The organism is Desulfuromonadales bacterium, from assembly GCA_035620395.1.
Taxonomy (GTDB): domain Bacteria; phylum Desulfobacterota; class Desulfuromonadia; order Desulfuromonadales; family DASPGW01; genus DASPGW01.
The window spans coordinates 18417-36785 of the sequence record DASPGW010000272.1 but is presented as its reverse complement, the minus strand read 5'-3'; the positions used below and the strand labels follow the sequence as shown (position 1 = coordinate 36785).

The 18369-nt window shown below is 64.6% G+C and carries 20 protein-coding genes and 1 riboswitch; of the genes, 13 read left to right on the top strand and 7 right to left on the bottom strand.

Features of this window, described 5'->3' with window-relative positions; genetic code table 11:
- Positions 1–6: 6 nt before the first annotated feature.
- Together thiF and VD811_15095 are read right to left on the bottom strand one after the other, a co-directional pair.
- Positions 7–813, bottom strand: coding sequence for a sulfur carrier protein ThiS adenylyltransferase ThiF (gene thiF / locus VD811_15100; protein ID HXV22310.1), 807 nt, complete (start codon positions 811–813; stop codon positions 7–9).
- Between the two features lie 51 nt (positions 814–864).
- A riboswitch (TPP riboswitch) is annotated at positions 865–969 on the bottom strand.
- A gap of 120 nt (positions 970–1089) precedes the next feature.
- Complete coding sequence (locus tag VD811_15095; GenBank protein ID HXV22309.1) at positions 1090–1263, bottom strand: hypothetical protein; 174 nt, start codon at positions 1261–1263, stop codon at positions 1090–1092.
- 336 nt (positions 1264–1599) lie between these two features.
- Here VD811_15095 and VD811_15090 point away from each other — a divergent pair, with 336 nt between their 5' ends.
- The gene (locus tag VD811_15090; protein ID HXV22308.1) at positions 1600–2850 is read left to right on the top strand and encodes an MFS transporter; all 1251 of its coding nucleotides are present in this window, start codon (positions 1600–1602) and stop codon (positions 2848–2850) included.
- Here VD811_15090 and VD811_15085 read toward each other — a convergent pair.
- Positions 2816–4069 carry an MFS transporter gene (locus VD811_15085; protein ID HXV22307.1) on the bottom strand — a complete coding sequence of 418 codons (1254 nt, stop codon included), beginning with the start codon at positions 4067–4069 and terminating at the stop codon, positions 2816–2818. The two genes, VD811_15090 and VD811_15085, sit on opposite strands and share 35 nt — an antisense overlap.
- A 117-nt stretch (positions 4070–4186) precedes the next feature.
- Here VD811_15085 and VD811_15080 point away from each other — a divergent pair, with 117 nt between their 5' ends.
- Both VD811_15080 and VD811_15075 read left to right on the top strand, forming a co-directional pair.
- Positions 4187–5065 carry a LysR family transcriptional regulator gene (locus tag VD811_15080; protein HXV22306.1) on the top strand — a complete coding sequence of 293 codons (879 nt, stop codon included), beginning with the start codon at positions 4187–4189 and terminating at the stop codon, positions 5063–5065.
- Positions 5066–5295: 230 nt separating this feature from the next.
- Positions 5296–6729 carry a diguanylate cyclase gene (locus VD811_15075; GenBank protein ID HXV22305.1) on the top strand — a complete coding sequence of 478 codons (1434 nt, stop codon included), beginning with the start codon at positions 5296–5298 and terminating at the stop codon, positions 6727–6729.
- Positions 6730–6747: 18 nt separating this feature from the next.
- Here the strand turns inward: VD811_15075 and VD811_15070 are convergent, their stop codons facing one another.
- Entirely contained in the window at positions 6748–7116 is a 369-nt protein-coding gene (locus VD811_15070; protein HXV22304.1) for a hypothetical protein, read from the bottom strand.
- Positions 7117–7336: 220 nt separating this feature from the next.
- Between VD811_15070 and VD811_15065 the strand changes: the two genes are divergently transcribed.
- Both VD811_15065 and VD811_15060 read left to right on the top strand, forming a co-directional pair.
- Positions 7337–8272, top strand: a complete 936-nt coding sequence (locus tag VD811_15065; protein HXV22303.1) for a nucleoside recognition domain-containing protein — start codon at positions 7337–7339, stop codon at positions 8270–8272.
- 192 nt (positions 8273–8464) lie between these two features.
- Positions 8465–8785, top strand: a complete 321-nt coding sequence (locus VD811_15060; protein ID HXV22302.1) for a hypothetical protein — start codon at positions 8465–8467, stop codon at positions 8783–8785.
- Positions 8786–8861: 76 nt separating this feature from the next.
- Here VD811_15060 and glpK read toward each other — a convergent pair whose 3' ends face one another.
- On the bottom strand, positions 8862–10340 hold the full coding sequence (gene glpK, locus VD811_15055; protein HXV22301.1) for a glycerol kinase GlpK: 1479 nt from the start codon (positions 10338–10340) through the stop codon (positions 8862–8864).
- A 210-nt stretch (positions 10341–10550) separates the two neighbouring features.
- Here glpK and VD811_15050 point away from each other — a divergent pair, with 210 nt between their 5' ends.
- From VD811_15050 to VD811_15015, 8 genes are all read left to right on the top strand, one after another.
- Positions 10551–11207: a DUF3047 domain-containing protein gene (locus VD811_15050; GenBank protein ID HXV22300.1), complete on the top strand. Its 657-nt coding sequence runs from the start codon at positions 10551–10553 to the stop codon at positions 11205–11207.
- 61 nt (positions 11208–11268) lie between these two features.
- On the top strand, positions 11269–11454 hold the full coding sequence (locus VD811_15045; GenBank protein ID HXV22299.1) for a MerR family transcriptional regulator: 186 nt from the start codon (positions 11269–11271) through the stop codon (positions 11452–11454).
- 1 nt (position 11455) lies between these two features.
- Positions 11456–12673: an L-2-hydroxyglutarate oxidase gene (gene lhgO / locus VD811_15040; protein HXV22298.1), complete on the top strand. Its 1218-nt coding sequence runs from the start codon at positions 11456–11458 to the stop codon at positions 12671–12673.
- 69 nt (positions 12674–12742) lie between these two features.
- The gene (locus tag VD811_15035; GenBank protein ID HXV22297.1) at positions 12743–13543 is read left to right on the top strand and encodes a 6-carboxyhexanoate--CoA ligase; all 801 of its coding nucleotides are present in this window, start codon (positions 12743–12745) and stop codon (positions 13541–13543) included.
- 2 nt (positions 13544–13545) lie between these two features.
- Positions 13546–14718, top strand: a complete 1173-nt coding sequence (gene bioF / locus VD811_15030; protein ID HXV22296.1) for an 8-amino-7-oxononanoate synthase — start codon at positions 13546–13548, stop codon at positions 14716–14718.
- Positions 14715–15518 (top strand): alpha/beta fold hydrolase, encoded by an 804-nt coding sequence (locus VD811_15025; GenBank protein HXV22295.1) that lies wholly within the window; start codon positions 14715–14717, stop codon positions 15516–15518. Before bioF ends, VD811_15025 begins: the two co-directional genes overlap by 4 nt.
- The gene (locus VD811_15020) at positions 15497–16327 is read left to right on the top strand and encodes a methyltransferase domain-containing protein (protein HXV22294.1); all 831 of its coding nucleotides are present in this window, start codon (positions 15497–15499) and stop codon (positions 16325–16327) included. The genes VD811_15025 and VD811_15020 overlap by 22 nt, the downstream gene beginning before the upstream one ends.
- Positions 16328–16608: 281 nt before the next feature.
- On the top strand, positions 16609–16806 hold the full coding sequence (locus VD811_15015) for a 4-oxalocrotonate tautomerase family protein (GenBank protein ID HXV22293.1): 198 nt from the start codon (positions 16609–16611) through the stop codon (positions 16804–16806).
- Between the two features lie 86 nt (positions 16807–16892).
- On the opposite strand, the gene VD811_15010 is transcribed toward VD811_15015, so the two are convergent.
- Together VD811_15010 and VD811_15005 are read right to left on the bottom strand one after the other, a co-directional pair.
- Positions 16893–18068: a class I SAM-dependent rRNA methyltransferase gene (locus VD811_15010; protein ID HXV22292.1), complete on the bottom strand. Its 1176-nt coding sequence runs from the start codon at positions 18066–18068 to the stop codon at positions 16893–16895.
- A complete protein-coding gene (locus tag VD811_15005; GenBank protein HXV22291.1) occupies positions 18068–18367 on the bottom strand; it encodes a metalloregulator ArsR/SmtB family transcription factor in 300 nt (99 codons plus the stop codon). Before VD811_15005 ends, VD811_15010 begins: the two co-directional genes overlap by 1 nt.
- Between the last annotated feature and the right edge of the window lie 2 nt (positions 18368–18369).

The following is an 18369-nucleotide window of genomic DNA, read 5'->3' as shown; positions in this document are numbered from 1 at the left end:
CTACGTTCACCCCGGCTCCTCGCCGAGCAGCAGCCGCAACACGGCGTTGGCCTGGTGATGGGCAGCGATTCCCACCCGCGGCGCCATCAACCCCTCGCCGGGGCGGGCGGCAGTTTCGCCGTCGCCGACCAGGTAGAAGTTGCGCCCGGCTCGGCGGGTGGTTACCGTGTTCGAGGGGGCGAACCCGGCCAGTCCCGAAGCGGCGACCAGCGGCTTGCCGGGGCAGCGGCCGAGAAAGGATTCAACCAGCATCGCCTTCTGGTCGGCGGCGTCGAAGGCCTCGACCATCACATCGACCATGCCGAAGAGCCGGGGAACGTTCTCGGCGTCGATCCGGCCGAAGAAGGGCGCCACCTGCACGTAGGGGTTGATCCGCTGCAGGTTGGACTTCAGGGCGTCGACCTTGGGCAGGCCGATCTGGTCGACGAAGAATTGCTGGCGGTTAAGATTGGAGGGCTCGACCACGTCGAAATCGGCAATCACCAGCCGTCCCACGCCGATGCGGGCCAGGGCGACGGCGATGGCCGAGCCGAGGCCGCCGGCGCCGGCGATTCCCACGGTGGACCGCTTGACCTTCTCGTGCACGCCGGGGGTGTGGCGGGCCGCCATCAGGGCTTCGAGTTCCTCGGGCGACGGCTGTTCCCCGCGGCGTATCAGCGCCACCCGGTCCCCCTCGGCCAGAGGCCGGTCGGCGACCGCCGGAAAGCCGTTGACGATGAGCACGTCGGCATCCGGCTTCTCCCGGTCACGCAGGGCGAAGAGGGTGACGGCTTCGGCCGTCTCGATGGGTCGCTCGTTGAGTAGTATCATCATGGTCGAAATAAGAAGGGGCCGCGAAAAGCGGCCCCTTCCGGATTTGGTTTTCCGGTGGTACGCGCCGCTTCCCTACGCCGGCATGACCCGGATCAGGTTCAAAGGGTCGCCCCGCTCGCGCGGGACTCTCAGTGTAAAACTCCCCTAGGGCGTTTTCAGTTGTGAGTGGTAAAACTAGCAGGACCGGCGACGGAAAGTCAATGGTTTTGTCGGCGCGGGAAACGGCAACCTGGCAAGTCCACGTCTTCTCCGGCGCGGCCGAAAGAACTTCGCCGGTCAGTCCTTCTTCGCTTCCGGGATGAAGCACTGGCTCATGTCGAGCTGACGGGTGACGGACACGGCCTGACCCCGGCTCGACAGTTCCATTACGTACCGGCCGGCGGCCGAGGCATTGTCGAAGCATTTGCCATTAACGCAGATAACGGTTCTCCCGCAGTTTTTCAGCCACATGGTAGTTTCCTCCCTTCACATGTTCATCTCATCCTCCTGCCCGCGGTGCCCGCAACAGCTCGGCCGGGCAAGCGACAACCGGAGGGAATGTTAAGCGAACATGACTTTTGATTTCAATGATAGCGTTTAGAAATCATGTTTGCAAGGGAAGATTGAAGCGGCGGGCTGACGGTTTATTGCAGGCTGCGCTTGCCGGTCAAAGGGGACGCAAAGAGCGTTGACAGGGCGGCGGCGAAAGGTGTATCTCAGGAAGGCCGCCTGATAGTCCGGACGTGCTTGTCCGGGCATCGGCCGGCGATTTGTGCCAGCCCATTCGAATGCCTGCGCCGGGTGCCCGTGAACCTTTCCGAACAGCGGCCGATGCTCCGCTTCCTGCTCGTCCTCACGGTCGCCTCGACCCTCGGCCTGCAGGGGTGGTCCATTCTCTTCAACAACTTCGCCGTCGAGGTGGTGGCCCTCGACGGCGGCGAGGTGGGGCTCCTCCAGTCGATCCGGGAGATCCCCGGTTTCCTCGCCCTGCTGGTGGTCTTCGTCCTCCTGCTGGTCCGCGAACACCGCCTGGCGGCCTTCTCCATCCTCTGCCTCGGCATCGGGGTGGCCCTTGCCGGCTTCTTCCCGAGTTTCGGCGGACTCATCGTCACGACGCTCGTCATGAGCTTCGGCTTTCATTACTTTGAAACCACGAACAACTCCCTGACCCTGCAATATTTCACCAGGACGACCGTCCCCCTGGTCTACGGCCGGCTGCGCAGCCTCGCCGCCCTGGCCAGCATCGCGACCGGTGGGCTGATCTGGTTCCTCGGTGGGTTTCTGGACTTTCGCGGGATGTACCTGGCCATCGGCGGCCTCGTGGTGCTGCTCGGCCTCTGGAGCCTCTGCCAGAACCCGAGCTGCCCGAGCGTCCCGCTCCAGCGCCAGCGGATGGTTCTGCGCCGCCGCTATCTCCTCTTCTACTTTCTCACCTTCATGTCCGGCGCCCGGCGGCAGATCTTCATTGCCTTCTCCCTCTTCCTGCTGGTGAAGATCTTCCATTTCACGGTGCGGGAGATGACGATTCTCTTCATCGTCAACAACGCCATCAACTTCTTCCTCAACCCCCTGATCGGCCGGGCCATCCTGCGCTTCGGCGAGCGCCGCATCCTCTCCATCGAGTATGCCGGCATCATCTGCGTCTTCCTCACCTACGCCTTCACCAGCTCACGGTACCTGGCGGCGGCCATGTACATCGTCGACTTCATCCTGTTCAACTTCGCCGTGGCCATCAACACCTACTTCCAGAAAGTGGCCGACCCCCGCGACATCGCACCGAGCATGGCGGTCGGCTTCACCATCAACCACATCGCCGCCGTCGCTCTGCCGGTGCTCGGCGGCGCCCTCTGGATGCTCGACTACCGCATTCCCTTTATCGCCGGGGCCGTGCTGGCGGCCGTGAATCTGGTCGCCGTGCAGCGCATCCGGATTCCGGCCGAGGAGGCAGCAGTCCCGTTGTCTCAGGAAGAAGAGGCGTGCGGCGATTCGGAATTGCTCGCATCGCCGCCCCGGGAGATGGCCCTCACTCCGCCGCCGGTCCGCACTCCACCGGGGTGAGCGGCGCCGCCGGCGCAGCGCCGGGCTGCGCCGCCAGTGCCGTCAGGCGCAGCATCGCGAGCAGGGCGGCGCCGAGCAGGCCGAGGATCAGGGCGACGACGCCCGGCCAGCCCCAGGCGCTCCAGACGACGCCGCCGCCGGTGCCGGAGATGCTCGATCCCAGGTAATAGAAGAGCAGGTAAAGGGAGGAGGCCTGGGCGCGGGCGGTGGAGGCGCTGGCGCCGACCCAGGCCGAGGCGACGGCGTGGGCGCCGAAGAAGCCGATGGTGAAGACGACGATGCCGGCGATCACTGCGGCCAGCGGCGCCAGCAGGGTCAGCAGCACGCCCACGGCCATCACCGCCAGCGCCGTGAAGAGGATGCGGCTGCGGCCGACGCGCTCGACCAGTCCGCCCATGGCGCTCGAGCCGAAGGCGCCGAAGGCATAGGCGATGAAGATCGAGGCGACCTGCGACTGGCTGAGCCAGTAGGGGGGGGCGAGCAGGCGGAAGGTGACGTAGTTGTAGAGGGTGACGAAGGCGCCCATGCAGGTGAAGGCGAGGGCGAACAGGCAGAGCAGCCTCGGCTCGCGCAGGTGGCCGAGGAGCGAGGTGGTGAGCGGCCCGAGGCGGAAGGGGCGGCGTTGGAAGCGGCGCGATGGGGGGAGCAGCGGCCAGAACATCAGGCTCAGCGCCAGGCAGAGGGCGCCGATGACGGCGATCGCACCGCGCCAGGGGAGGTGGTCGGCCAGGACCGCGGTGAGGATGCGGCCGGTCATGCCGCCGCAGGCGTTGCCGGCAATGTAGAGTCCCATGGCGGCGCCGACGGCGCGCGGCGACATCTCGTCGCTCAGGTAGGCCATGGCGACGGCCGGCACTCCGGCAAGCACCATCCCCTGCGCCAGTCGCAGCGCCAGCAGGGTCGGCACCGACGGGGCGACGGCGGTGGCCAGGGCGAGCAGCGAGGTCAGCGCCAGCGCCGTCCCCATCAGCACCCGCCGGCCGAGCGCATCCGAAAGGCTGCCGGATATCGGGAGGGTGACCGCCAGGGCGAAGGTCGCCACCGACAGCGCCAGGCTGCCCGCCGCCGGCGACACGCCGAACTCGCGGCTGATGACCGGCAGCAGCGGCTGGAAGTCGTAAAGGGTCGAAAAGGTAACGAAGCCGGCGATGAAGAGCGCCATGTTGGCCCGCCGGTAGTCCGCCGTTCCCCGTTCGATGTAGTCCGCCTGCCGCCCCATTGTAAAGTCTCCCGCATCTTGCTGCGATCCTGTATGTACCTTAGCGGGCCATTGATCATAAGTAAAATATATTGTATTGATGAATATGATATGTTTTGCTTATAAATGGAGGCTGCGATGGAATTGCGCCAGATCAGAACCTTTGTCGAGATCGCCCGACTGCAGAGCTTCACCCGTGCCGCCGAGCGACTGCACGTCGCCCAGCCGGCCGTCAGCATGGCGATCCGCAAGCTGGAGGAGGAGCTGGAGCTGACGCTCATCAACCGCCAGGACAAGCGGGTGTCGCTCACCGCCGAGGGGGAGGTCTTCCGGCGCCATGCCGAACGCATCCTCGACAACTGCCGTGCCGCCGAGACGGAGATGGCTGAGCTGCGCGGACTCGAGCGCGGCGAGGTGCGCATCGGCATCCCGCCGATGATGAGTTCGTACTATTTCCCCAAGGTGATTTGCCACTTCCGCGAGCGCTTCCCCCATCTGCAGCTTTCGGTCAATGGCGAGGGGGCCGCGCGCATCCAGCGGATGATCACCCGCGGCGAGATCGACATCGGCGTGATCGCCGGCGGCAAGGTCCCCGAGGGGCTCGCCGGCCGGCGCTTCCTGCGCGAGGAGATCGTCGCCTGCGTCCCCGCCGGTCACCCGCTCGCTGCCCGCGGCGCCGTCCGCCTGGAGGAGTTCCTGCGCGAGCCGCTGGTGCTGTTCAAGGAGGGGTACCACATGCGGGAGCTGATGGACGAGCTGCTGGCCGAGCGCGGCATCGAGCCGCAGGTCGTCTTCGAGACCAACCTCTTCTCGCTGGTGCGCTCGCTGGTGAAGGAAGGGCTCGGCGTCTCTACCTTCCTGCGCATGGTCGTCGTCGGCGACCCCGAACTGGCGGCCGTATCCTTCGACCCGCCGCTGCACCTCGACCTGTGGATCGCCTGGAAAGCCGACGGCTACCTCTCCCGCGCCGACCGGGCCTTCGTCGACTTTCTGCTGGAGCGGGCGGGGGAGGGGTGAGGGGAACATCGCATGCTCGGGTTTTCAAGTTGTAGCTGCCCGCATTTCTGAAGACCCGAGGCAGAAGGCCTGTTGAGAGCGGTCGAAAAAGGTTGCCGGTGAAGCGGTCTGGATTGAAGTTGAAGGCAAGGTTCTATTGCTTTAGTTTTGGCAACTAATGTCATTGACATTGTGAATTATAAAAAGCTATTTTCCAGTAGTGCCTTCGGCAGCCAAGGATTTTGGATTATATGGAAAACAAGCGAAAAGTATTAATTGTTGATGACGAGCTTTTTGTCAGGGAGATACTGAAAGACTCCTTGAAAATTCGCTACGATGTCATTGAGGGCAGGAACGGAGAGGAAGCAATCGCGTTGGTTGCAAATTATAAGCCCGACCTGATCATCATGGATGTCGAAATGCCGGGGAGAAGTGGAATAGACATTTGCAAGGGTCTGAAGGAGAGGGTTGAGACACGAAGGATACCTGTAATCCTTCTTACTTCCTGTGCGAAAAAAGAAGACGTAATCCTCGGTCTGGAAGCTGGAGCGGACGATTACATCACGAAGCCCATGTATCCACCCGAGATTCTGGCAAGGGTCGACGCTCATCTCCGGTCAAAAGGGTACTATGCTGAGTTGGAGCACAGAGACCTTCTCCTCCTTCTTGAACTATCCGAGGCTATGGCCGCGTCACGAAACCCGATGAATATACTTCGACTGATTGTTGAAAAAATGTCTAACGTAATAGATATCGCAAGATGTTCTATCGTTAGTGTTTCATCTTCGGGGTCCCTCATCGTAAAAGCAAGTAGTGATCTTAAAGAAGACCTCGAAATATCAATTGATTTGAGAAAGTACCCAGAGATAGGTAAGGCAATCGAGACAAAAAAGGCTGTAGTGGTAAACGATATCAAAAACGATCCACTAATGAAGTCTGTTCAGGAGCATTTAAAAGGCATCGAATTCAATTCAATCATTGTCGTTCCTATCGTTAAGAAAGAGAGCGTCATCGGAACTTTTTTTCTGAGGACCGCGTCGTCGTTGAAGGATGGAATAACCGAAAGAATCTACAAACTGTGTCAGTTGGCCGCCAACATTTCCGCAAATGCTCTGGAGAACGCGACGTTATTCGAATCGATGAAGACGGCGCAGGAGTATCTCGAGGAGATGTCCATTCGCGACGGATTGACAAGACTCTATAACCATCGGCATTTTTACAACCGCCTCGACGAGGAGTTTTCAAGGGCAGTTCGTTATAACACCCCCCTTTCGCTTATTTTCTTCGATATTGACGATTTCAAGACGGTCAACGATACCTGCGGCCACACCCAGGGAGATGAAGTGCTCAGGCAGATAGGGCGCATCGTCAAGAATGTGATCAGGGAGAGCGATATAGCAGCCCGTTATGGAGGAGATGAGTTTGCGGTTCTTCTCCCGAATACAACGGCGGATGGCGCCCTCGATTTGGGAAGCAGGCTGCGGTCGATTATTCACGAGCACACATTCGAAGGTCTGAAAATCGAGAAGATCACCACCAGTACCGGGGTCGCAACTTTCTTCAGTGATAATGTGCGGTCCTTCGATCAACTCGTCCAGCTTGCCGACGGTGCAATGTACGAGTCAAAGGTCCAAGGAAAAAATCGGATTTCTCGGGCCGCTGACCACTCCGAGAGTCCAGCCTGAAAGTTGGGACGTGCCGGCTTACCACCCTTGGTTATTCCGCAGCAATTCACAGAGAATCTCCGTCCTCTCGTGATCCAGATTGTAAGTCAGACCGCACAACGATTTGTAGCAATTGGTGCGCGCCGCCAACTCTTCCCCCCAGGCCGGGTCGTAAAAGCTGACCATCGCCGCCAGAAACTGTTCCTCGCCCCCGCTCTCGGCGTCGAACACCGCTTCGACCTGTTCCCGCAACGGCCGCAGTTCGTCTTTGTCGCGGGCGGTTGCCGTGGTGCCGGGGCCGAACAGGTGCGAACCGAGGAAATCCACCCCCCGTTTCCAGGCCACCAGAAAGCGTTCCTTCTTCTCTTCCGACTGCTCCAGAACGTTCAGGACGTTATCCTTGTTCATGACCGATTTCCCTCTCTCCGTCCCTGGAAGATGCGTTTGCTACCAGTTTACCAGATGCAGCATCGATTCAGAGGACGGGGTGTGGAGCCTGGCTGATCCCGGGGGACTGGAAATCCTTGGCTGCCGCCAGATTTTGCGTTAGGATAGGCGCCTTGCCGCATGCCATGAACGGGGCCTTGCTCCTTTCCGAAACCAACATCTGAACCCCCTGGAAAAAACCTTGCAAGAACTGGTCACGATCATTCTCGCCTCCGGCCGCACGGCCCTCGATCTCGCCCTGCACCTGCTGCTGCCGGTCATGGTCATCATGCTCGCCCTGATGAAGGCCCTGGAGGACCGGGGTGTTCTCGCCTGGACCGCCCGCGTCCTGGCGCCGCCCCTGCGGATCTTCGGCATCCCCGGCACCGGGGTGTTCGCCATGCTGCAGTTGCTGCTGATCAGTTTTGCCGGCCCGATCGCCACCCTGTCGATCCAGGACCGGGACGGCACCCACCAGCGCCGCATCGCCGCCACCCTCGCCATGGTTTTCGCCATGCCGCAGGCCAACGTGCTCTTTCCCATGGCCGCGGCCGGGATGAACCTGGGCGCCGTCGTCCTGATTTCCCTGGTCGGCGGGCTGGCGGCCGCGAGCCTGACCTATTACGTCCTGACCCGCTCTCTCGGGGGGGAACGGGCCGATTCCGCCGCGGCGGCTCCGCGTCCGGAAAAGTCGCGGCGCAGCCTCTGGGCGGTGATGGTCGGCGGCGGCCAGGAGGGGGTGCAGATCGTCCTCAATGCCATCCCTGCCCTGCTGCTGGCCATTTTCGCCGTCAACCTGCTGAAGGGAGCCGGGGCGATTACCCTGCTGGAGCATGCGCTGACGCCGGCCCTCAACCTGATCGGCCTGCCCGGCTCGGCGGTCCTGCCGCTGGCCACCAAATACCTGGCGGGCGGGACGGCCATGATGGGGGTCACCCTCGAACTCATCAAGCAGAATGTCATGACCATGGCGGAGTTCCACCGCCTGGCCGGCTTCATCATCACCCCCCTCGACGTGGTCGGGGTCTCGATCCTGGCCGCCGCCGGGCCACGGGTCGCGGCGGTGGCGCGGCCGGCGGTTATTGGGGGGCTTGCCGGGATACTGGTGCGCGGCGTACTGCATTTGCTGATTTTCTAGCGCCCGGGCGGTCCGCAAAAATTTTCTCGCCCCTGCCTCCTGAAGAAAAAGCCCCTCCGGCGATTGCCCGGATGGGCTTTTCGTTTAACCTTTGATTCGGGCGGATTTTCCGTTGTCTTTGCCCGCCGCTTTGTCTAACATACGCGCTCTGCGGCAGCCGGCGACTGGCTGCCCCCCACAGGAGGTTTTCCGATGAGTATTTCCGATAGATACCGGGAGCTGGTCAGCGACGTCAAAGCTCTCAGCGGGCAGTTGCAGGGGCTGGATGAAGAGCTGGCGGGGCAGGTCCTGAAGCCGGTCAACCAGGCGATGGAAGGGCTGCGCGAACTGCAGGAGTCGGTGGGAGAGATCCCGCGCATCCGGCTGGAGGCCGACCTGACTCCGGTCCTGCTCAAGGCGCACGGCCGTCTGGACCGCGCCCGGCTGCTGCTCGAGGAGCAGGGGGCCGAAGACCGGGCGGCGGCGGTCTGGGAGATGGAGCAGAAGATTTACCGGCTGCTGAACGACCTTTAAGTCGCAGGTCCCGAGTCTCTGGTCCCGGGTCCCTGGTCTCAAGACCTTGGATCTTGGACCTTGGACCCGGGACATTTTAAGCTTTTTCCACCGCCCGCCGCCAACGCTCAAGCAGCTCCCGCCGCCACGCCTGTGGCCGCTGCTGCAGGAATCGCCGATCCTCCCGCCAGCTTGCCTTGATCTCGTCGAGGGTGCGCCAGAATCCCACCGCCAGCCCGGCCAGCATTGCCGCACCCAGCGCCGTGGTCTCCACCGTCTGCGGCCGGACCACCGGCAGCCCGATCAGGTCGGCCTGCAGTTGCATCAGCAGGTTGTTGCGGGCGGCACCGCCGTCGACCTTGAGCAGGGCCGGTGGCTTGGCCAGGTCGACGGTCATTGCCGCCACCAGGTCGCCGATCTGCAGGGCGATCCCCTCGAGGGTGGCCCGCGCCAGGTGGGCGGCGGTGGTGCCGCGGGTGATGCCGAGAATGGCGCCGCGCGCCTCGCTCTTCCAGTGCGGCGCCCCCAGGCCGGTCAGCGCCGGGACGAAGACCAGCCCGCCGCTGTCGGGCACCGAGGCGGCCAGCGCCTCGATGTCCATGGAGTTCTGAAAGAGCCCCAGGCCGTCGCGTAGCCACTGTACCGCGGCGCCGGCAATGAAGGCGCTCCCCTCGAGGGCATAGCTGACCTCGCCGCCGATCTGCCAGGCGACGGTGGTCAGCAGGCCGCTCTTGCTGGCGACGATCTCGGCCCCGGTGTTCTCGAGCAGAAAGGCGCCGGTGCCGTAGGTGCATTTCGCCTCCCCGGGGGCGAAGCAGGCCTGGCCGAAGAGTGCCGCCTGCTGATCGCCGGCCATGCCGGCCACCGGAATGCCGTCTGGCAGGATCTCCAGCCCTTTGGTGTGGCCGTAGACCTGGGAGGAGGGGCGGATGTCGGGCAGCAGCGGCCGAGGCACTTCGAACAGGCCGAGCAGTTCGTCGTCCCAGGCGAGGCTGCGCAGATCCATGAGCAGGGTCCGCGAGGCGTTGGAGACGTCGGTGACGTGGCGTACACCGCCGGTCAGCCGCCAGACGAGGAAGGAGTCGACGGTGCCGAAGGCGAGTTCGCCGGCTTCGGCCCGCCGGCGCAGCGGTGCCTCCTGCCGCAGGCGCCAGGTGATCTTGGTCCCGGAGAAGTAGGGGTCGAGCACCAGGCCGGTTTTCTCGCGGATGCGCGGCTCGACTCCCTTCTCTTTCAGCTCGCGGCAGATGTCGGCGCTGCGCCGGCACTGCCAGACGATGGCGTTGCCGACGGGGCGCCCGGTGGCACGTTCCCAGAGCAGGGTGGTCTCCCGCTGGTTGGTGATGCCGATGGCGACGATTTCCGATGCCGGCACGGCCGTTTCCTGCAGCAGCCTGCGGATCGCCTGCAGCACCGAAAACCAGATCTCCTCGGGGTCGTGTTCCACCCAGCCCGGCTGCGGATAGTGCTGGGGGAATTCGACGGTCACCTTGCCGCGGATGACGAGGTCGCGGTCGATGAGCAGGGCGGTGGTGCCGGTGGTCCCTTGGTCGATGGCGAGAACGAAGTGCATCATGCGGTCTCCAGTGAGACGGGTGGTTGAGCGGATTGGATAAGTATAGGGGAGCAGCAAGATGAGTCAAGATAGTATAATTGCTACTTTTTGGCTCCCCTCGCCGAAAGAATATGCGCCGGAATCTGGTAAAGTTAAGACAACGTTCATCGGATCACTGCCATGATTCTGCTTTCCCGAAGAAAGAGGCACCACGTGAAAGGAGTTCAGCGCATGCCTTGGCGAGGGGGGTTCAAGATATTTCTGCTGCTTGCTGGTCTGACCGTCGCCGTCGCTGCCGGAGCTGCAGAACGCAGCGTGCTCATCGACGACTTCGAAGATAACTTGCGGCCAGAGTGGGAGGTGAAGGAGTTCAAGGGGCGGACGGTCTATCTCGTGGCCCACGACAATGACGGCAGCCACGTGCTCAAGGCGGAGAGCCGCGACGCGGCGTCGGGCCTCATCTTCAAGATGGAATATTCGCTTCGGGATTACCCCTTCCTCGCCTGGCGCTGGAAGGTGGCCAACATCCTCGACAAGGGGGACGAAACGAAGAAGGAAGGGGACGACTATCCGGCTCGGGTCTATGTCGTCTTCCCCCACTGGTTCTTTCCGAAGACGAAAAGCATCAACTACATCTGGGCCAACAAGCTCCCCAGGGGGAAGCATGTCCCCAACCCCTTTACCGGCAACGCGGTCATGGTTGCAGTGCAGAGCGGCAGGAAAAATGTCGGCCGCTGGATCAGCGAACGCCGCAACGTCTACGAGGACTACCGGCTGCTTTTCGGCGAAGAACCGCCGAGGGTCGGCGCTATCGCCATCATGACCGATACCGACAACACGGGCGGGTCGGCTACGGCCTGGTACGACGATATCCGTATCGAACGCTAAGGATCGCGCTTGCGGGGTATACTTGGTAGTGAACGCCCCCTGACGGAAAGGAGGTCGCACGATGGCCATGATTAAAACCTGGTATACCCCGGAGGACGCCGCAGCCGCATTTGGCGTGAAGAAGGCGCTGATCCTGACCTGGGTGGATGAAGGGCTGGTCCGCTGCGAAAGGGAAGCGGGAAAGGTGGCCCGGGTCAACATCGACGACGTGAAACTTGAGGCCGAGGCACTGGTGCGGGAGCACTGAGATGGCCGACGGCAAGCGGTATGACGTCGCCGTGATCGGCGGCGGCATCGTTGGCGCCGCCACCGCCATGGCCCTTCTCGAAGCCACTCCCGGCCTGTCGCTGGTGCTTCTGGAGAAAGAGGCGCGATTGGCGGCGCACCAGACCGGCCACAACAGCGGCGTCATCCACTCCGGACTCTACTACCGTCCCGGTTCGCTCAAGGCGCAGAATTGCACCGCCGGCCGGGAAGCGCTCTATGCTTTCTGCGCCGAGCACGCCGTGCCGCATGAGCGGTGCGGCAAGGTGGTGGTCGCTACCCGTGAGCAAGAACTGCCGCAGTTGACAGAACTGGAGCAGCGGGGGCGGCAAAACGGATTGGCGGGGCTGCGTCGCCTCGATGCCGCGCAACTGCGGGAATTCGAACCGCAGGTGGCGGGGCTCGCCGGCTTGCACGTGCCGCAGACCGGCATCGTCGATTACGTGGCGGTGACCGAAGCCTATGCCGGAGTCGTCCGCCGCCGGGGCGGCGAAATCCGCACTTCGAGCCGGGTGGTGAGCATCCGTCGGGCAGCGGACGGTTTCCGGCTCGGGACCTCCCGCGATGCGGTGCTGAGCCGCTTTATCGTCAACTGCGCCGGCCTGCAGAGCGACCGGATCGCCCGGCTTGCCGGCAGCGACCCGCAAGTCAGGATCGTCCCCTTCCGCGGCGAGTACTACGAACTGGCCGAAGCGCGCCGCAATCTGGTGCGCGACCTCATCTACCCCGTCCCCGATCCGGCCTTTCCCTTCCTCGGCGTCCACTTCACCCGGATGATCGACGGCAGGGTGGAGGCCGGCCCCAACGCCGTGCTGGCGTTCAAGCGCGAAGGCTACCACCGGCTCAGCTTTTCCCTGTTCGACACCCTGGAGACCTTCGGCTACGGCGGGTTCTGGCGGCTGGCCGGCCGCTACTGGCTGACCGGTCTGCAGGAATACTACCGCTCGTTCAGCAAGAACGCCTTCGTCCGGGACCTGCAGCGCCTGATCCCGGCCCTGCGGGAAGAGGATGTGGTGCGCGGCGGGGCGGGGGTGCGGGCGCAGGCGGTCGACGCGGCGGGGAAGCTGCTCGACGACTTCCGCATCGTCGAGGGAGAGGGGATGATCCACGTGCTCAACGCCCCTTCGCCGGCGGCCACGGCATCGATTGCCATCGGCAAGGTGGTCGCCGGGAAGGCGCGGGAGAGCTTCGGGCTGGGGTGAAACATACTTGTCAACCATTGGCCAACTACCAGGTTGACAACTCTACCGCTGCGTGCTAGCTTCCGCTCCATGACCCCGGAACTCTTCAGTATCCGCATGCACGCCTCCCGCGGCGGCATCCACCTCTCCGGCGCCGAACGCCTGGCGCCGGCGAGCGAACTGGAACGTCTGGCCGCCGAACTGTTGCGCCGCGCTCTGGAACATCCGCGCGGTGTCGCCGATGACATCCGGCTGAGCGTCGAGGCGATCCCGCCGGCAGTTCTGCGCCGGGGCCGGCTGCCCGACCTGCGCACGGTGACGGTGACCGACTGGCGGCAGGGGCGACAGGCGGCGCTGCATTTTCTCGCCGGGGCCGGCGTCGATGCGGATGCCGCTCGCCTGGCCATGACGGCGCTGGCGGAGGGCTCGGCGCCCGGCGGCTGCAGCATGCGCGGAGCGATGCTGGTCGATGCGGCCAGCGGCCAGCGCCTGGAGCCGGACCGGGCACGCGGTGTGCGGGCGAGCCGCATGGACCTGGCGCCGGCTGCCGAAGGGGAGCTTCGCCGGGGACTGGCCGCGCTGGGGCTGGACAACCCCCATGTGCGCGAAGCGCTGGTGCTCGCCGCCAAGGTGCTCTCGGCTCCCGGCATCGTCGCCGAGCTCTGCTGGTCCGACGATCCCGCCTACACCGCCGGTTATGTCGCCGCCCCGGCCCTCGGCTACGTCCGTTTCCCTCACCTCAAGCCGCTGGGGGAGGAGCGGGGAGGGCGGGCCTTCTTCGTCCGCCGCGAAGGTCTCGACCTGGCGGCACTCATCGAACACCTCGAGCGCTCCGTGCTGCTCGTCGATAGCATCGGGGCGCTGCACGGCGCCGCTCCCTGGAAGGGATAGCCATGGAAAAGTGGCGGCAACAACTGGCGCAGCTCGACACTGCGGGGATGCGCCGCAGCCTGCGCACTCTCGACGGTCTGCAGGGGCCGCACGCCCTGCACGCCGGGCGGGAGGTGCTGCTGCTCTGCTCCAACAACTATCTTGGCCTGGCCGGCCATCCCGCCCTGATCGAGGCGGCCCGCGAGGCGACCGTCCGCTACGGCGCCGGCACCGGCGGCAGCCGGCTGATCTCCGGCTCGATGCCGCCGCATGCCTGCCTCGAGGAGCGCCTGGCCGCCTTCAAGGGGACCGGCGCCGCCCTCCTCTTCAACAGCGGTTACGCGGCCAACACCGGCATTCTCCAGGGTCTTTTCGGCGAGGACGACGTGATCTTCTCCGACGAACTCAATCACGCTTCGATCATCGACGGCTGTCGCCTCTGCCGGGCGCGCACCCTCGTCTATCCGCACGCCGATGCCACCGCTCTCGAGGCACTTCTGGCGGCCGAGGCGCCGCGCCGCCGCGGCCGCTGGCTGATCGTCACCGACGGGGTCTTCAGCATGGACGGCGATATGGCGCCGCTGCCCGAACTGGTCCGGCTGAAAGAGCGATACGACGCCCTGCTGATGGTCGACGACGCCCACGGCACCGGCGTGCTCGGCGCCGGCGGGCGGGGAACGGGGGAGCATTTCGGCTGCCTCGACAGGATCGACCTGCACATGGGGACCCTCGGCAAGGCCCTGGGCTGCGCCGGCGCCTACCTGGCCGCCGACCGGGTCGTCGTCGACACGCTGATCAACCGCTCGCGCTCCTTCATCTTCTCCACCAGCCTGCCGCCGGCGGTACCGGCCTCGGCCCTCGCCGCCGTCGACCTAGTCGAAAGCCCGGAAGGGGCGGGGCTGCGGCAGGCTCTGGCAGCCAACCGCGAGCTCTTCGCCGGCCGCCTGCAGCAGGGCGGGGTCGACCTGCTCGGCAGCGTCACCCAGATCGTGCCGGTGCTGACCGGCGAGCCCGGTCCGACCATGGCCGCGGCCGAGCGACTGCTGGCCGGCGGGGTGCTGCTGCAGGGGATTCGGCCGCCAACGGTGCCGCCGGGGCGCTGCCGGCTGCGGGCGACGGTGATGGCCGTCCACCGCCCGGAGGAGCTGACGGCGGCGGCCGATCTGATCCTGCAGGCGGTGGGGGACGCAGCATGAAGAAACTGACCCTGGCCGACGGCCGGCAGATCGCCTGGCGGGAGGCCGGCAGCGGGCCCGCCGTGGTCCTGCTGCACGGCTGGTCGATGTCGTCGGCGGTCTTTGCCGAGGTTATCGAAGATTTGGCCGGCGACTACCGGGTGCTGGCCCCCGACTTGCGCGGTCACGGTGATTCCGATCCGGGAACGGGCTACGGCCTGGCCGACTTCGCCGCCGACCTGGCCGAATGGATTCATACCCTCGACCTGCGCGAGGTCTCCCTGATCGGCTGGTCGCTGGGCGGGCAGGTGGCGCTCGAGCTCTGTCCGGCACTCCGTGAGCGGCTGCGCCGGCTCATCCTGGTCGGCACCACCCCCCGCTTCACGGCCGCCGCGGACTGGACGGCGGGGCTCCCCGATCTCCAGATACGGGCGATGGCCCGGGACCTCAAGCGCAACTACCTCAAGACCATGGGCGACTTCTTCGCCCTGCAGTTCGCCAGCGAAGAACTGCCCCGCGAGTGCTACCGGCGCATCGCCGATTTCGCCGTGCGCGGCGGCCGTCTGCCCGAGCCAGAAGTGGCCCTGGCCGCTCTGGAGACGCTGCGGCTTGGGGACCTGCGCAGCGGACTGGGTGCCATCGAGCCCCCCGTCCTGGTGCAGCACGGAGAGCTCGACCGTATCACCCTGCCCGGCGCCGCCGACTATCTGGCGGAGCGTCTGCCGGCGGCCAAGCTGGAGCTGCTGCCGGGCCTCGGCCATGCCCCTTTTCTCAGCCAGCCGCAGGAGGTCTGCCGCCGATGGCGGGAATTTCTCTCTTGAGCCGGCAGCCGATCGACATCCGGCAGGTGCGCCGCAACTTCTCCTGTCACGCCGTGGACTATGACCTTTACGCACGGGTGCAGAAACGGGTGGCAGCGCGTCTGCTGCATCTCGTGCTGCCGCATATCCAGACCGGGACGATGGCGCTGGAGGTGGGGACGGGAACGGGGGAACTGGCACGCCGCCTGCTCCGACTCTGTCCGGACGCCTCCCTGGTGGTTTCCGACCTCGCTCACGGCATGACCCGGCATGCGGCCGAAACTCTCGGCGGGCTGCCGGCGGTGGATGCCGACGCCCAGGCCCTGCCGTTTCGCGGCGACCGCTTCGATCTGGTCCTTTCCGCCAGTGTCTTCCAGTGGCTCAACGACCTGCCGGCGGCCCTGGCCGAGACCGCCCGGGTGCTGCGCCCCGACGGTCTGCTCGCCTTCGCCATGTACGGCGAGCGCACCCTCTGGGAGCTGCGGGAGGCGCATCGATTGGCCGTGCACGAAGCAGGCGGCGAGCATCTCTCCCACGCCCACACCTTTCCCGGCGAAGCCGAGGTGGAGCGGGCCCTGGCCTCCGTCGGGCTGCAGCCGCTGCAGCTGTTCGCCGAAGATGAGGTGGAGCAGCACCCGGACGTGGCCGCCCTGCTGCGCTCCCTGAAAAAGATCGGCGCCCAGAACGCCAGCGCCGAACGCCCGGCGGGCCTCGCCTCCCGGCGCGTGATGCACCGCTTGAGCACCCTCTATGCCGAGCGCTTCGGCCGCGATGCGCTCGGGATCCCCGCTACCTACCACGTCATCTATGGACTGGCCCGCAAGTCCTGACCGGCTGTTTTAATTCCCCGGATTCAAAACAAGGCATTTGCACGCTCGTTCGCTTCGCTCTCTAGAGGCGCAGAGAGCGCAGAGAAAGACAAGTCCCGTTTTTCTCTGTGTTCTCCGCGGCTCCAGCGACTGCAAGGAGCGGGCGAGAGACGCTTCTTCATGGTTTCAGGCTCGAATCCCAAGCCTGTTGCCACCGCTTTATTCACCGGCGTGCCGGTTGCATCCCGATGGGCTCTGGCTATACTGATACCTGCCTAAAACAGCGGAAAGGAGCGACCGCCATGCCTGTAGTGACTATCAAAACCGTCGAAGGGATCAGCCAGGAAGAGAAGAGTCTGGTCATCGCTAGGATCACCGATGTCATGCGGGAGGTGCTGGGAAAAAATCCCGAGACCACCCACGTCATCATTGAGGAAGTTCCGGCGGAGAACTGGGGGCTGCGCGGCAAGACCGTGGCCAACATCCGGGCCGGCAAGTGACCTGTTGAAGTTTTTTCCGCTTCGACTGACAATGCAAAAAGGACGGCAGAAGCCGTCCTTTTTGCATTGTCGTGGCTGGATCCGTCTCAGGAAAGCTGCAGGATGGCGCACTTGAGGTAGTCGGTTTCGGGACAGGCGAGCAGGACGGGATGATCGAAGGCCTGGCCGCGCAATTCCAGCAGGCGGGCGTTGCGGCCGGCCTGGGCGGCAGCCTGGCGCAGCAGGTCGAGAAAGATTTCCCGCTGCAGGTGGTGCGAGCAGGAGCAGGTGAAAAGATAGCCCCCGGGGGCGACCAGTTCCATCGCCCGACGGTTGATGGTGAGGTAGCCGCGGATCGCCTCGGGGAGCTTCTTCTTGCTCTTGACGAAGGCGGGCGGGTCGAGAATCACCGTGCCGAAACGCTCCCCCGTGCGTCCCCAGTCGCGCAGCAGGTCGAAGACATCGGCCCGGACAAAGGAACAGGCCGACTGCAGCTCGTTGAGTCTGGCATTCTCGGCCGCCAGGCTGAGCGCCCCGGCGGAGATATCGACGCCGGTGACTTCGCGGGCGCCGAAGCTGGCAGCATGCACCGACCAGCTTCCCGAGTAGCAGAAAAGGTCGAGGACCCGCTCGCCCTCCACCCGGCCACGCAGGGCCAGGTGGTTCTCCTTCTGATCGAGGAAGTGCCCCGTCTTCTGGCCGCCGGTGACATCGACCCGGAGGCGCAGACCGTGCTCGTCAATAAGCACCTGTGGCGGCAACTCCCCGTAGAGCAGTTCCACCTGCTGCGGCAGCCCCTCCAACTCCCGTACTCCAACGTCGTTGCGGGCGACGATGGCGGCGGGCGCGAACAGTTCCCGCAGCGCCAGCAGGATCTGCTCTCGCCGCCTCTCCATCCCCAGGGTGAGGAACTGAACCGAGAGTACCTCGCCGTAGCGGTCGACCACCAGGCCGGGCAGGCCATCCCCCTCTCCGTGCACCAGGCGCACGGCGTTCAGTTCCCCGTAGAGCCGGCGGCGATAGTCGAGGGCGGCAGTGAGCCGCTCCCGGAAGAAATCGACAGCGTCGATTTCTTCCGGTTGGCGGGAGAGCAGGCGGGCGGCGATCAGCGAGTGCGGGTTATAATACGCGGTACCGAGACAATCACCGCGGGAGTTGAAAACCAGGACGGCATCCCCGCCACTAGGGATGCCGTCGATGTGGTCGATTTCGTTACTGAAGACCCAGGGATGCCCCGCCCGGAGACGGCGGTCATGGCCCGGGCGCAGTATGAGTCGAGGCATCAGCACCGGCCCGTTCCGAAAAGGGCGCCGACGATCTGCCGGGCCTCCGCCGAAACCACATGATAGAAGACCTCGACCCCTTCGCGCCGCCCTTCGATGATCCCTTTGTTCTTCAGCAGAGCCAGGTGCTGGGAGACGGTCGCCTGGGGAAGACCAAGACATTCCCATATCTTCTTTACGTTGCAGGTCTGGGAAATGAGCCCGGCGACAATCTTCAGGCGTACGGGGTGGCCGAGGACCTTGAGGATTTCCGCCTCGCGATCGTAGCTCTGCATCTTGTCGAATTCCATTTTTTCCATAC